Raw genomic sequence first — 14,228 nt, forward strand, 5'->3', positions numbered from 1 at the left:
GCTCCCACAGGGATCGTGTTCACACCACAAATCCCTGTGGGAGCTAGCCTGCTAGCGATGGGGCCGGTGAAGGCGGCACAAAAGACTCAGGCAAGAAAAAGGCCCCGCAGCTTTCACTCCGGGGCCTTTTGCATTTCAGCGCTCGATCAAGCCGCTTTCGCCTCTGGCTGGCTCAGCGAGCGGTTCAGTGCGCTGAACAGTGCCTTGAAGCTGGCGGTGGTGATGTTTTCATCGATCCCCACGCCGTGCACCGCACGTTCGCCGTTCACGCGCAGCTCGATGTAGGCCGCTGCTTTGGCGTTGGTGCCGGCGCCGATCGCGTGTTCGTTGTAGTCCATGATTTCCACCGGAACCGGCAGGCCGGCGACCAGTGCTTCCAGCGCACCGTTGCCCTTGCCGCGCCAGTGCAGGTTGGTTTCGCCCTGACCCTTGCTCGCCACTTCCACTTCGACGGCGCTGTTGCCGTTTTCTTCCTGCAGGCGATGGCTGACCAGCGCGTACGGGGTGTTGGCTTGCAGGTATTCGCTGATCAACAGCGAGTGAATCTGCTTGGCGGTCATTTCCAGGCCGAGACGATCGGTTTCACGCTGCACGACCTGGCTGAACTCGATCTGCATGCGACGCGGCAGGCTGATGCCGTATTCCTGCTCCAGCAAGTAGGCAATGCCGCCCTTGCCCGACTGGCTGTTGACGCGAATCACCGCCTCGTAGCTGCGACCGATGTCGGCCGGGTCGATCGGCAGGTACGGGACTTCCCAAAGGGCGTCCGGTTTCTGCTGGGAGAAGCCTTTGCGGATCGCATCCTGGTGCGAGCCGGAGAACGCGGTGTGGACCAGGTCGCCAACGTACGGGTGACGTGGGTGCACCTGAATCTGGTTGCACTCCTCAACCACTTTGCGCACGCCATCGATGTCGGAGAAATCCAGCTGCGGATCGAGGCCCTGGGTGTACATGTTCAGCGCGACAGTGACGAGATCGACGTTACCGGTGCGTTCGCCGTTGCCGAACAGGCAGCCTTCGACGCGGTCGGCGCCGGCCATCAGGCCCAGCTCGGTCGCCGCAACGCCGGTGCCACGGTCGTTGTGGGTGTGCAGGCTGATGATCACGCTGTCACGACGGTTGATGTTGCGCCCGAACCACTCGATCTGGTCGGCGTAGACGTTTGGCGTCGCGCATTCAACGGTGGCCGGCAGGTTGAGGATCATCTTGTGCTCAGGCGTCGGGTTCCACACCTCGATCACCGCGTCACAGACTTCCTTGGCGAACTCCAGCTCGGTGGCGCTGAAGGTTTCCGGGGAGTATTCGAAGGTCCACTCGGTGTCCGGCTGCATCGCTGCGTATTTGACGAACAGCTTGGCCGCGTTGACCGCGATGGCCTTGATGCCGTCCTTGTCCTGATTGAACACGATGCGACGGAACGACGGCGATGTAGCGTTATAGAGGTGAACGATGGCTTTCTTCGCCCCGCGCAGGGATTCGAAGGTGCGCTCGATGAGGTCCTCACGGCCCTGGGTCAGCACCTGAATGGTGGTGTCGTCCGGGATGTGGCCTTCTTCGATCAGGGTGCGCACGAAGTCGAAGTCGGTTTGCGAAGCCGCCGGGAACGATGCTTCGATTTCTTTCACGCCGACCTGCACCAGGGTTTTCCAGAAGCGCAGCTTCTTCGCCGCGTCCATCGGTTCGATCAGCGACTGGTTGCCGTCACGCAGGTCGGAGCTGCACCAGATCGGCGCGGTGTCGATGGTCTTCGACGGCCAGGTGCGATCCGGCAGGTTGATGACGGGAAAGGCGCGGTATTTCGAAGACGGGTCTTTGAGCATGCTCATCGGGAAATTCCTTGTTGTCTGGGCCGAAAAGAGGCGGCCTGCCGGTTGAACGATTGTTCTTGGAAAAGCGTAGGACGAGGCGCAGCGATTCAGCCTGGCAGTCGTGCGCTGACGAGGCACAGGCTGCGGTGCTGGCGAAGCTGAATGAGGGTGTGAGAGGTTTTCATGCCCTCAACCCTAACCGCGAGGGGGGAGGATGGCAAGCAGTCGGAAAAAATTGAGAGGAATCCTCGGAAAGCCGGGTTCTGCGAGATTTTATTGTGCTGGAAGGCAAGGAGCTTCTTGATTTTTGCGCGGGGCTTGGATGGGGCGCAATCGAGGGTGGTGGGGTTTCAGGTGAATTGCGGTGTCAGTGAGTCAGTCATCGCCAGCAGGCTGGCTCCCACATGCATTCCAACCTGTGGGAGCTAGCCTGCTAGCGATGAGGCCATCAGCCTCAACCGATGATTCAAGGTTGGAAGGCACCAATGAAAATCGCTGGATCCACCCGCGCATCATTCAGGCTGACATTCCAGTGCATGTGCGGCCCGGTCGCCCGGCCGGTGGCGCCGACCTTACCGACCACCGCGCCACGGGCCAGTTGCTGGCCGTTCTTCACGTCGATCTTCGACATATGGCAGAACATGCTGATAAAGCCCTGGCCATGGTCGACGAACACGGTGTTGCCGTTGAAAAAGTAGTTACCGATCAAAATCACCTTGCCCGCCGCCGGCGTCTTGATCGGCGTACCGGCTGGCACCGCGAAGTCGAGACCGGCGTGGGGGTTGCGTTCTTCGCCATTGAAGAAGCGGCGCACACCGAACTTGCTCGACAGCGGCCCGTTGACTGGTTTGTCCAGCAGCAGGTTGCTCGGCGTGTTCGGGCTGAAGCTGCGATAGGCCTTGATCTGCTCGGCCAGTTCGCCCTCGATGCGCTTGAGGTTCGACTGGTCCGGATTGACCTGCTGCTTGTTCTTCAGGGTGATGCGCTGCTCCGGGTATTGCTTGCTGCCCACGGTGAACGGCAGAGTCCGGCCGCCGCTGCTGATCTGCTGCGCACCGGGTTTGACGGTCAGCGGCACGCCGACGATCGCCAGCCAGTTGTTCTGTTCTTTCACCACCAGCACCGGTTTGCCCTGATACGTGGCTTTCGGCGCTTGTGCTGCCGCACCCAGATCCACCACGGCGACGCCGCCCGGCACCGGTTTGTTGAGCAGGCGAGTGATGTAACTGTCAGCGTGGGCGTTGAAGGTCAGGCACAGCAACAGCAGGGGAGCGAGAAAGCGCGGCATGGATCAGTCCAGTAAAGAAAGGGTGACGGGCGTCAGGTGGTTATCCTCGACGCGCACTTGCAGCTCGCCTTCGCCCAGTCTGGCTTTGAGGCGCTGGCCGGTGTGGGTCTGCGCGGCGTCGCGGATCGCGTGACCGCGCTCATCGAGCAGAATGCTGTAGCCGCGACCGAGGGTTGCCAGCGGGCTGACCACATGCAGCGTCTGCATCTGGCTGTGCAGTTGCAGACGGCGGTTCTTCAGGCCTTCACGCATGGCCCGAGGCAAACGGTCGGCGAGGCTGTCGAGACGCTGGCGCAACATCGCCAACTGGCGACCCGGATGTTGCCCGGCGAGGCGGGTTTCCAGGCGGATCAGGCGTTCGCGGCGGGTGTTGAGATGACGCTCGAACGCCCGGCGCATGCGCATGTCCAGATCATCCAGACGCTGCGCCTGCTGGCGCAAACGCTCACCGGGATGACGTAAGCGCCGGGCCATGCCTTCCAGCCGCAGTCGGTCGCGCATCAAACGATCACGCATGCGCATCACCAGACGGCGATGCAGGCTTTCGACCTGGCGGATCAGATGGCTCGAATCCGGCGCAAGCAGTTCGGCCGCGGCGGACGGTGTCGGCGCACGCACGTCGGCGACAAAGTCGCTGATCGATACGTCAGTTTCATGGCCGACTGCGCTGACGATCGGTGTGACGCAGGCATCGACGGCGCGCGCGACGGCTTCTTCGTTGAAGCACCAGAGGTCCTCCAGCGAGCCGCCGCCACGGGCGAGGATCAGCGCGTCGAAACCGCGGGCGTCGGCCATTTTCAATGCGCGGACGATTTGCGCGGTGGCTTCGCGGCCCTGTACGGCGGTGGGAATCAAGGTCAACTGGATCTGCGGCGCGCGGCGACGGAACACACTGATGATGTCGCGAATCACCGCACCGGTCGGCGAACTGATGATGCCGATGCGCTGCGGGTGCGCCGGCAACGGCACTTTGCGTTCGGCACTGAACAGACCTTCGGCGCTGAGCTTTTCCTTCAGCGCATCGAAGGCCAGGCGCAGCGCGCCGTCACCGGCCGGTTCGACCGTGTCGAGAATCAACTGGTAGTCGCCACGGCCTTCGAACAGTGAGACCTTGCCACGCACTTTCACCGCCAGGCCATCCTTCAGCGCCTGACGCACCCGCGCGGCGTTCTGCCGGAACAACGCGCAACGCACCTGGGCGCCGCTGTCCTTGAGAGTGAAATACACATGCCCCGACGCCGGACGGGCGAGGTTGGAGATTTCGCCTGCGACCCAGATGTTGCTGAACACGTCTTCCAGCAACACCCGCGCGCGGCCGTTGAGCTGGCTGACGGTCAGGACTTCACGGTCCAGGCCAAGTCTTGCAAAGGGATCTTTAATCATGGGGCGCAGTTTAAAGGCATTTGCCGTCAGATCACCACCAATCCCCTGTAGGCCTTCGCCTGCTCGCGATAGCGGTGGGTCAGCATATATTGATGTGTCTGACCCACCGCTATCGCGAGCAGGCGAAGGCCTACAGGGGGATGGTACAGTCAGCGGTCTTATAAAGGATGCGGGCCGATGAACGTTATGGAGCTGTTGGGGGCGTGGTCGTGGGGCGCGGGCGGTTGGGCGGTGATCGGCTTGGGCATTGCTTTGGCCTACATCGTATTCGGCATCGCCGGGTTCGGTACGGCACTGGTCGCGGGGCCGATTCTGATTCTGTTCATGCCGCTGTCGAAGATCGTGCCGCTGCTGGTGCTACTGGATTTTGTCGCAGCGTTCGGCAATCTGCTGCCGTCGCGGCGCGATGTCGCCAGGCCCGAATTGTTGCGGCTGCTGCCGTGCATGGCGGTCGGTTGCACGCTGGGGGTGATCTTTCTGCTCAACCTCAAATCCGATGTGCTGCTGTTATTGATGGGGCTGTTCATCAGCGCCTATGCGATCTACAGCCTGTGGATCAAGGCGCGGCCGGCGCAGTTGTCGGCGGCATGGGCCGTGCCGATGGGCACGGTGGGCGGGTTGTTCGGTGCGTTGTTTGGCAGTGGCGGGTTTCTCTACGCGATCTATCTCAACAGCCGCTTATCCAAAGAAGCCGCGCGGGCCACGCAAAGCGCGCTGATCAGTTGCAGCACCGTGGTGCGCCTGAGTCTGTTCGTTATCGCCGGGGTGTATGCCGAGCTACCCTTGTTGATATTGGCGCTGTGCCTGTTGCCGGCGATGGCGCTGGGCTTGTGGATCGGCCGACGGCTGAGCATGAAGTTGTCGCGCGAAGCGTTTGTGCGGCTGGTGACGTGGCTGGTGCTGGCCAGCGGGATTGCCCTGATCGGGCGTTATTTCAGTGCTTGACCGGATTTTGTCAGGGATTAAGCTGCCGGCCGCATTTCCTTTGTAGGAGTGAGCCTGCTCGCGATAGCGGTGTATCAATCAAAATTGATGTGTCTGACCCACCGCTATCGCGAGCAGGCTCACTCCTACAGAGGGTGTCCCGGTATTTTCAGCAGGCTCGACCATGAACACGCAAAGCATCATCGTCCCGAAAATCTCCACCCTGCCGGTACACGAACCCCGGGCGCGGGCGATCGTGCGTTGGCTGGTGCGCAAGAACATCGTCGAAGAACAACTGACCACCTGCGGGCGCACCGGCAACCGCATGGCGCACGCCATCGCCGACGGCGCCCGCGCAGTGGTGCTGCACCCCGAGGCGCTGCCGTTCGGTGAGCCGATCAATGGCCTGGAAATTGTCACCAAGCGCTGCATCTACACTCCGGCCAAAGGCTTTCTCGAAGAAGCCGGCTGTGCCGAATGCCGCCGCGAAGTCGGCGAAGCGCTGTTCGAAAGTCTGGAAGACTGGTTTCCCGGTCGCACCGACAATTTCACCTGCCCCGAATGCGGGCACGAAGACGACATCAACGGGTTCCTGTTCTTGCAGGAATGCGCGTTTTCCAACCTCGGTTTCATCTTCAACAATTGGTTGGGGGCCGGGTTCAAGCAGAGCTTCATCGACGAGTTCGCCGACTGGCTCGATCAACCTGTCTCGTGGGTCAAGGTGGAGCTGTAGGGCCGGGCTTTTCCTTCTATCAATTAGGCTGAGTTTTACATTGAACAGCAGGGGGTGTCTGACTATAATGGCGCGCTTCCATTTTCCCGCTCGGGAGCCCCCGCGATGCTGCGTATCAGCCAAGAAGCTCTGACATTCGACGACATTCTCCTAGTGCCCGGTTATTCCGAGGTACTTCCCAACGAAGTCAGTCTCAAGACCCGTCTTACCCGTGGCATCGAACTGAATATTCCTCTGGTTTCTGCCGCCATGGACACCGTTACTGAAGCCCGTCTGGCAATTGCCATGGCTCAGGAAGGTGGCATCGGCATTATCCACAAGAACATGACCATCGAGCAGCAAGCTGCCGAAGTGCGCAAGGTCAAGAAGTTCGAAGCCGGTGTGGTCAAGGATCCCATCACCATCGAGGCCGATGCCACGGTGCGTGATCTGTTCGAACTGACCCGTCTGCACAACATTTCCGGCGTGCCGGTACTGCACGATGGCGACCTGGTCGGCATCGTCACTTCCCGTGACGTACGTTTCGAAAACCGTCTGGAAGCCACTGTCCGCGAAGTGATGACGCCTAAAGATCGTCTGGTCACGGTCAAGGAAGGCGCCAACAAGAACGACGTACGCGAACTGCTGCACAAGCACCGCATCGAGCGCGTGTTGATCGTCGACGACAAATTCGCCCTCAAAGGCATGATGACCGTCAACGACATCGAAAAAGCCAAAGCCTACCCGCTGGCCAGCAAGGACGATCAAGGTCGTCTGCGTGTTGGCGCTGCGGTCGGCACCGGTAAAGACACCGGTGATCGCGTCACCGCATTGGTCAACGCTGGCGTGGACGTGGTGGTGGTCGACACCGCGCACGGTCACTCCAAAGGCGTGATCGATCGCGTTCGCTGGGTCAAAGAGAACTTCCCTGAAGTGCAGGTGATCGGCGGCAACATCGCCACCGGCGCCGCTGCCAAGGCGCTGGCCGAAGCGGGCGCCGACGCAGTCAAGGTCGGTATCGGCCCTGGCTCGATCTGCACCACCCGTATCGTCGCCGGTGTCGGCGTGCCGCAAATCAGCGCGATCGCCAACGTCGCCGCCGCCCTTGAAGGCACTGGCGTGCCGTTGATCGCCGACGGCGGCATCCGCTTCTCCGGTGACCTGTCCAAGGCCATCGTCGCCGGTGCGTCCTGCGTGATGATGGGGTCGATGTTCGCCGGTACTGAAGAAGCCCCGGGCGAGATCGAACTGTTCCAGGGCCGTTCTTACAAGGCTTATCGCGGCATGGGTTCGCTGGGCGCCATGTCCCAGGCCCAGGGTTCTTCCGATCGTTACTTTCAGGATTCCTCGGCCGGCGCCGAGAAGCTGGTCCCGGAAGGCATCGAAGGCCGCGTGCCTTACAAAGGCACCCTGAGCGCGATCATTCACCAGTTGATGGGCGGTCTGCGTTCCTCGATGGGTTACACCGGCAGCGCCAACATCGAAGAAATGCGCACCAAGCCTGAGTTCGTGCGGATCACCGGTGCCGGCATGGCCGAATCCCACGTTCACGACGTGCAGATCACCAAGGAAGCGCCAAACTACCGCGTAGGTTGAGGCTTTCAGCAAAACGTTAAATCACCGGGGCTGTTCATTCAGCCCCGAGTTGTTTCTGATTCACTACATGAGAATGAGTCATGGCCCTCGACATTCACGCTCACCGCATCCTGATCCTCGACTTCGGTTCGCAATACACCCAACTGATTGCCCGCCGCGTGCGCGAGATCGGTGTGTACTGCGAACTGCACCCGTTCGACATGGACGGAGATGCGATCCGCGAATTCGCCCCTAAAGGCGTCATCCTCGCCGGCGGCCCCGAGTCCGTGCACGAAGCCAACAGCCCGCGCTGCCCGCAGGCGGTTTTCGATCTGGGCGTGCCGGTGTTCGGCATCTGCTACGGCATGCAGACCATGGCCGAGCAACTGGGCGGCAAGGTTGAAGGTTCCGAGCTGCGTGAGTTCGGTTACGCCCGCGTTGACGTGGTCGGGAAGAGCCGCCTGCTCGACGGCATCGAAGACCACATCGACGCCGACGGCCTGTTCGGCCTCGACGTGTGGATGAGCCACGGTGACAAAGTCACGAAGATGCCGGAAGACTTCCACATCCTCGCCAGCACCCCGAGCTGCCCGATCGCCGGCATGTTCAACGACGATCGCGCGTACTACGGCGTGCAGTTCCACCCGGAAGTGACCCACACCAAGCAGGGCGGCCGCATCCTTTCGCGTTTCGTGCTCGACATCTGCGGCTGCGAAGCCCTGTGGACACCCTCGAAAATCGCTGAAGACGCGATCGCTAACATCCGCGCCCAGGTCGGCACCGACAACGTCCTGTTGGGCCTGTCCGGAGGTGTCGACTCCTCGGTCGTTGCTGCGCTGCTGCACAAAGCCATCGGTGATCAACTGACCTGCGTGTTCGTCGACAACGGTCTGTTGCGTCTGCACGAAGGCGAGCAAGTGATGGCCATGTTCGCCGAGAACATGGGCGTCAAGGTGATCCGCGCGAACGCTGAAGAGCAGTTCCTCAACAACCTGGCCGGCGAAGCCGACCCGGAGAAGAAGCGCAAGATCATCGGTCGCACCTTCATCGATGTGTTCGATGCCCAGTCCAACAAACTGGAAAACATCAAATACCTCGCTCAGGGCACCATCTACCCGGACGTGATCGAGTCGGCTGGCGCGAAAAGCGGCAAGGCCCACGTGATCAAGTCGCACCACAACGTGGGCGGCCTGCCGGAAGAGATGAACCTGAAACTGGTCGAGCCACTGCGCGAACTGTTCAAGGATGAAGTCCGTCGTCTGGGCCTGGAACTCGGCCTGCCGTACGACATGGTCTACCGCCACCCGTTCCCGGGCCCGGGCCTGGGCGTGCGCATCCTCGGCGAAGTGAAAAAGGAATACGCCGACCTGCTGCGTCGTGCCGACCACATCTTCATCGAAGAACTGCGCAAGGCCGACTGGTACCACAAGGTCAGCCAGGCCTTCGTGGTGTTTCAGCCAGTGAAATCGGTGGGCGTGGTCGGCGACGGCCGTCGTTACGCCTGGGTCGTGGCCCTGCGTGCCGTAGAAACCATCGACTTCATGACCGCGCGTTGGGCACACCTGCCTTACGAATTGCTGGAAACCGTCTCCGGCCGCATCATCAATGAAATCGAAGGTATCTCGCGCGTCACCTACGACGTGTCGAGCAAGCCGCCGGCGACGATTGAGTGGGAGTGATTCAGGTAGCCGGTTCGTCCGGCCTCCGCTAGGCGCCAGGGTTAGAGGCGCCTGACCATCTCTTGAAAAATGCCAGTCAGTTTTGCTGACTGGCATTTTTTATTAATGGCGCGGAAGGCTTCCACGTGCAGTTGCATGTACAGCAGTGAGCACGCCTGTCGCAGATATCAAAGATATTCGGACCGAATCAGATCCGTATCGAACGGCGTCAGCCCTCGATCTGGAGCGAACACCGTCTGCGCCAGCTCTGCCGAGGCCACTCGTACGCCTCGTGCCCGCACATGTAAATCGAAAAGCGTGTGCAGATCCGGCCGCGGTGTATGCACCAAGGCGCGCAGCATCAGCGAAACTCCGCTGAGGTTGTTGTCGACGTTGTTCCAGCGGGGCGATGAAGTCAGCCCCAGGTCGGCCCAGATCATGCGTCTCTCGTGTAAATCCATTACGAAGGGCAGGCAGATGCCGGTGTCGGAGGCGATATCGATGCGGTCAACCACTGTGCGTGGCTCGAACACTTCGCCCGATGCCGTATCGGCACGCGCCATCCAGCCGGCGAAGCATTCCGGTAGATCACAATACGGCTGCCGTGTAAACGAATTGAGGGACGTGACGACATAGCGGACACCCTTCGCGACGAGAGCATCAAGATCGAGGTCGATGAACTCGGAAGCGCCTTTGGGTGCGTCGACAATGTCGCCGCTATGGTAGCCCCCATAGCCTTTCAGGTTGTAATACGCGACCACGTCCCGGAAAACGAAGTCGCTGTCGAAGAAGGCAGCAGACAAGTCAATGTCCGTGCGTTCACGGCCATTCTTCCACCACAGGAACAGGCGAATGAATCGCGTATCAGGCATCGGCAATCGACTGCCGCGTACCAGCGTGCGCAGCGATTTCGCTGCGGCCCGCTGTGCCAGTGGCACTCGATATTCGCGCAATGCAGGATCGACGAAGCAGCGGCCCAGCGGTGGCAACGATGCAAAGCGCGTTATCAGGGCGTGTTCGCATATCTGTGCGGCACGCGCCAATACTGGTGGTGCGATTGGATCGCGACGATCTTTGGTGCCGAAGACTTTGGCCAGCGCTCCTTTCGGTGTGAACGCCCGCAGGGGCAGGGGGCGCGGGGCTTGTACCTGAGCCAGCAACTGCAGCAAAACAGGCGAGGACACTTTCGCTGCAACAGTTTCAAAAGCGTCGAGTACCGCGTCTGGATCGGTGGCACGGCGCAATGTTACATCCAGACGTCGGGCGAATTCTCCGGGACGATCTTGCAGCACGGGTGTCAGCGCGGCGATCTCGCGTTCGGCAAGCATGGTTTCGACACGCGACCCAAACGAAGCCGGTGCATCGTTGCGTCGCGCTGCGGTGATGGCGGCGAAAGCTTGCGGATACTTGTCAGCGTAATCGCCCGGATGCAGGACTTCGGCCAGGCGTTTCCAGCGTTCGGCCTGGCGCATCACATCTTCCGTAGCGTTGGGCGCGCGGTCGAGCAGGTGCAACAGCCGGCGACGCATCGAACGCTTCATTTTGCTGAAGCGCGTCAGCGCTGTCGCCAGCGACACGTCCCCACCATGCAAGGCGATCGCCACGCGCAGCACGTCGGTTGCCGTTTCGACGTTTTGTTCCAGAAATGCTTCCACCCCGGCATTGTCACCAACATGCAGAATCAATGCTCCGGCGAGCAATGCACGAATTTCACGGAACGGGATGGTTTCGGGCAACAGACGGAACACGTCGTTTTTATAGGTTTGAATAAACCAGATGACATCGGCGGCTTCCTCGTCGGACAGCGAGGTGCGCGAGGAGACCAGCGGTTCGAGCAGTGACTCGAATTCGCTGACGCTTCCCGGTTCGATCACCCAATGGATGAAGTTGCCTTCAAGCAGGGCCGGCCGAACCTGCTCACTGGGCGGCACGCGTCGCAGGGTGTGATAGTGCAGGACGGCGTTGAGATACAACTCCGCCTCTGAAGCGTCGAGAACCTGATTGGGAAAATCGGGATAAAACGGTCGGTGATGGACGTGAGCGCCGCTGCGTCGCCGAAGTACTCGGATAACCTCACGCAGCCAACTCCTGAGTTCTTCCGCAGAGAGCATGCCAATTTGCTCAATCAGCGGCTCGGAGAACACGCATCGGAACGCCGTGACTTCTTTGACAGCCGATGCGACCTGCGCACGCGTGGCTCCGCCGGTACCCGCAGGGACGTGAAATTTAGTACGGCGCCGCAGGAACAGCTCCTGATTGATCATGATTTCTTCCTTGGTCGCCGTTTCCAGTGAGCGGAGGCTCACCTGTGCAATTGATACGAAAACGCCTGCAATAAGCAGGCGCAGTGTGGAGAGCGGAACCCCTAGTTCATAGGGGATAGAAGGAAGGTGTTCCATAGCCACGGCGGCATACTAACGGAGGTCATCGGGTTTGTCAGCGAACCACATATTTTGAAACCAGCTCGCTTGTCAGCGGCTGTCAACGCCGCGCCACATCCGAAAAATAAAACTTGTCCAGCGTATGCCGTGACTCGGTGTATTCGAACTGCCGGCCGTCCTGCAGGAAGGTCTGGTTGCTGACCACGATGACGTGGCTCTGGCCGTCGAGATCCAGATGCAACTGATCGTCCTTGCTGCGCGGCACTGCTTCGATGGTGCGCTGGGCATAGGCGATCTGTAATTGCAGGGTCTGCTCGATGTGGGCGTAGATCGACTGCTCGGCGATGTCCAGAGACAGGCCAGGAATCACATCGCTGACGAAGTGGTTGATGTCGAGGATCACCCGTTTGCCGTCGATCCGCCGCACGCGCTTGATCCGCGTGATCAGGCTGCCGGGTTCGGCATGGATGTGTTCGAGCAAGGGGCCTTCGAGGGCGAACTGGCTCAGTTCGACCACTTCGGTGCTGACGTCGTTGCCCAGGCGCGGGTAGGTTTCTTGAAAGCTGACGATGCCGCCGAGCTGAAACTCGATCGGGTTGGTCGAAAGTACGAAGGTGCCTTTGCCGTGAACCTTTTGCGCGAAGCCGCGTTCCTGCAGCAGTTCGATCGCCTTGCGCACCGTGCCACGGCTGGCCTGATAGCTGTCCATGAGTTCGGTTTCGGACGGCAGGCGGGCACCGCGCTCCAAGCGTTCAGTGGTGATACTGGCCAGCAGATCGTTGTAGATCTGGTTGTATTTGCTCATGGACGGGCTCGGTGCCGAGGCTGCTCAAAGCTTCGAACCTTAAGGCCAGGGTAGGGCTTTGTCCATGTGGACGATAGAAATCGGCTTAGGGAGAAGTAGGAAATTTCGCGATTGGTCTGGCGGGAATATGCATAAACAAACTCGTCTGTACGAGTTGTTGCATTAACTCGTCTGTACGAGTATTTTTCGCTTCGGCGTGCTGCCAATAACAACAATCCACAGCGGAAGAACAAGCATGAGCCACGACTACCCGAACATCGCCAGGGACTTGCTGCAAAGCCTCGGTGGCGCCGATAACCTCGAACAGGCCGCGCATTGCGTCACGCGTTTGCGTCTGGCTCTGAAAGACCCGAGTCTGGTCGACACCGCTACGCTCAATCAGATCGATCTGGTCAAAGGCTCGTTTTTCACCGGCGGTCTCTATCAGGTGGTGATCGGTCCGGGGGAAGTGGAAAAGGTCTACGCCGAACTGCGCAAGCAGACCGGTCTCGCCGCGTCGACCATTGCCGACGTTAAACAAAAGAGCGCGGAAAAGATCAACGCCATGCAACGGCTGGTGCGGGTGTTCTCCGACGTGTTCATGCCGATCCTGCCGGCACTGATCATTGCCGGCCTTCTGATGGGCATCAATAACCTGCTCGGCGCCAAGGGCATGTTCATCGACGGGCAGACCCTGCTCGATGCCTATCCGAAACTCGACGGGCTGTGGAGCCTGATCAACCTGATGGCCAACACTTCGTTCGTGTTTCTGCCGGCGCTGGTGGGCTGGTCGGCGGCGAAGCGCTTTGGCGGCAGCGAAATTCTCGGCATCGTGCTCGGCCTGATGCTCGTCCATCCGGACCTGCTCAACGCCTGGAACTACGGCAAAGCGGTGGCCGGGCTGGACGGGCAGCAACTGCCGTACTTCGACATCCTCGGTTTGTTCCAAGTGGAAAAGGTCGGTTACCAAGGGCAGATTTTGCCGATCCTGCTTGCTGCCTACGTCATGAGCGTGATCGAAAAATGGCTGCGCACCCGTGTGCCCAACGCGATTCAATTACTGGTGGTGCCGATCACCACCATTGTCGTCACCGGCGTGCTGGCGCTGGCGATCATCGGTCCGGTGACGCGGCACATCGGCATCTACATTACCGAAGGTCTGGTGATGCTGTTTGATCTGGCGCCGTTGGTGGGCGGTCTGATTTTCGGGCTGCTGTATGCGCCGCTGGTGATCACCGGCATGCACCACATGTTCCTCGCCGTGGACCTGCAATTGATCTCGAGCCAGGGCGGCACCTTCATCTGGCCGATGATCGTCATGTCCAACCTCGCCCAGGGCAGTGCGGCGCTGGCGGTGTTCTGGATGACGCGCAATGCGCGGGACAAGAGCATGGCTTCGACCTCAGCGATTTCCGCTTATTTCGGTATCACCGAGCCGGCGATGTTCGGCGTCAACCTGCGCTACAAGTTTCCGTTCTACGCCGCGCTGGTCGGCTCTGCACTCGGCTGCATATTCCTTTCGCTGAACCGCATCCAGGCCTCGGCGATTGGCGTCGGCGGTCTGCCGGGGTTCATTTCGATCATTCCGCAGTACATCCCGATGTTCGTGATCGGGATGCTGATTGCCATGCTCGTGCCGTTCGTTCTGACCTGCGCATTGAGCATGAAGATTGTCCGTCCCGGTTTTCGGGTTGCCTGAGATATCTGAAGGAGTT

Annotated in this window: 10 protein-coding genes; 5 read left to right on the forward strand and 5 right to left on the reverse strand. The window is 60.3% G+C overall.

Features of this window, described 5'->3' with window-relative positions:
- Nucleotides 1–146: 146 nt before the first annotated feature.
- The 3 genes from leuA to xseA all read right to left on the reverse strand — a co-directional run bounded on the left by leuA (nt 147) and on the right by xseA (nt 4,479).
- A complete protein-coding gene (leuA, locus tag J3P75_RS05895) occupies nt 147–1,826 on the reverse strand; it encodes a 2-isopropylmalate synthase (protein WP_090286008.1) in 1,680 nt (559 codons plus the stop codon).
- Nucleotides 1,827–2,274: 448 nt separating this feature from the next.
- A complete protein-coding gene (locus J3P75_RS05900) occupies nt 2,275–3,096 on the reverse strand; it encodes a peptidoglycan DD-metalloendopeptidase family protein (RefSeq protein ID WP_434709611.1) in 822 nt (273 codons plus the stop codon).
- Between the two features lie 3 nt (nt 3,097–3,099).
- Nucleotides 3,100–4,479 (reverse strand): exodeoxyribonuclease VII large subunit, encoded by a 1,380-nt coding sequence (gene xseA, locus J3P75_RS05905; RefSeq protein WP_434709612.1) that lies wholly within the window; start codon nt 4,477–4,479, stop codon nt 3,100–3,102.
- Between the two features lie 177 nt (nt 4,480–4,656).
- Between xseA and J3P75_RS05910 the strand changes: the two genes are divergently transcribed.
- The 4 genes from J3P75_RS05910 to guaA all read left to right on the forward strand — a co-directional run bounded on the left by J3P75_RS05910 (nt 4,657) and on the right by guaA (nt 9,369).
- Nucleotides 4,657–5,424 (forward strand): sulfite exporter TauE/SafE family protein, encoded by a 768-nt coding sequence (locus J3P75_RS05910; protein WP_434709613.1) that lies wholly within the window; start codon nt 4,657–4,659, stop codon nt 5,422–5,424.
- Nucleotides 5,425–5,587: 163 nt separating this feature from the next.
- On the forward strand, nt 5,588–6,136 hold the full coding sequence (locus J3P75_RS05915) for a sugar ABC transporter ATPase (protein WP_434709614.1): 549 nt from the start codon (nt 5,588–5,590) through the stop codon (nt 6,134–6,136).
- A gap of 105 nt (nt 6,137–6,241) precedes the next feature.
- Nucleotides 6,242–7,711 (forward strand): IMP dehydrogenase, encoded by a 1,470-nt coding sequence (guaB, locus tag J3P75_RS05920; RefSeq protein ID WP_434709615.1) that lies wholly within the window; start codon nt 6,242–6,244, stop codon nt 7,709–7,711.
- A gap of 80 nt (nt 7,712–7,791) precedes the next feature.
- Nucleotides 7,792–9,369, forward strand: a complete 1,578-nt coding sequence (gene guaA, locus J3P75_RS05925; RefSeq protein ID WP_434709616.1) for a glutamine-hydrolyzing GMP synthase — start codon at nt 7,792–7,794, stop codon at nt 9,367–9,369.
- Between the two features lie 167 nt (nt 9,370–9,536).
- Here the strand turns inward: guaA and J3P75_RS05930 are convergent, their stop codons facing one another.
- On the reverse strand, nt 9,537–11,612 hold the full coding sequence (locus tag J3P75_RS05930; RefSeq protein ID WP_434709617.1) for a TerD family protein: 2,076 nt from the start codon (nt 11,610–11,612) through the stop codon (nt 9,537–9,539).
- A gap of 217 nt (nt 11,613–11,829) precedes the next feature.
- On the reverse strand, nt 11,830–12,534 hold the full coding sequence (gene treR, locus J3P75_RS05935; protein WP_208939877.1) for a trehalose operon repressor: 705 nt from the start codon (nt 12,532–12,534) through the stop codon (nt 11,830–11,832).
- Between the two features lie 235 nt (nt 12,535–12,769).
- Between treR and treP the strand changes: the two genes are divergently transcribed.
- Entirely contained in the window at nt 12,770–14,212 is a 1,443-nt protein-coding gene (treP, locus tag J3P75_RS05940; protein WP_434709618.1) for a PTS system trehalose-specific EIIBC component, read from the forward strand.
- The last annotated feature ends 16 nt before the right edge of the window (nt 14,213–14,228 follow it).

It is taken from the genome of Pseudomonas sp. R1-1, from assembly GCF_051132135.1.
GTDB lineage: Bacteria > Pseudomonadota > Gammaproteobacteria > Pseudomonadales > Pseudomonadaceae > Aquipseudomonas.

Excerpts from the sequence above, each read along its gene's own strand:
- xseA (WP_434709612.1), bottom strand. The coding sequence starts at position 4,479 with ATGATTAAAGATCCCTTTGCAAGACTTGGCCTGGACCGTGAAGTCCTG.
- leuA (WP_090286008.1), bottom strand. The coding sequence starts at position 1,826 with ATGAGCATGCTCAAAGACCCGTCTTCGAAATACCGCGCCTTTCCCGTC.
- treR (WP_208939877.1), bottom strand. The coding sequence starts at position 12,534 with ATGAGCAAATACAACCAGATCTACAACGATCTGCTGGCCAGTATCACC.
- J3P75_RS05910 (WP_434709613.1), top strand. The coding sequence starts at position 4,657 with ATGAACGTTATGGAGCTGTTGGGGGCGTGGTCGTGGGGCGCGGGCGGT.
- guaB (WP_434709615.1), top strand. The coding sequence starts at position 6,242 with ATGCTGCGTATCAGCCAAGAAGCTCTGACATTCGACGACATTCTCCTA.
- treP (WP_434709618.1), top strand. The coding sequence starts at position 12,770 with ATGAGCCACGACTACCCGAACATCGCCAGGGACTTGCTGCAAAGCCTC.
- J3P75_RS05915 (WP_434709614.1), top strand. The coding sequence starts at position 5,588 with ATGAACACGCAAAGCATCATCGTCCCGAAAATCTCCACCCTGCCGGTA.
- guaA (WP_434709616.1), top strand. The coding sequence starts at position 7,792 with ATGGCCCTCGACATTCACGCTCACCGCATCCTGATCCTCGACTTCGGT.
- J3P75_RS05900 (WP_434709611.1), bottom strand. The coding sequence starts at position 3,096 with ATGCCGCGCTTTCTCGCTCCCCTGCTGTTGCTGTGCCTGACCTTCAAC.
- J3P75_RS05930 (WP_434709617.1), bottom strand. The coding sequence starts at position 11,612 with ATGATCAATCAGGAGCTGTTCCTGCGGCGCCGTACTAAATTTCACGTC.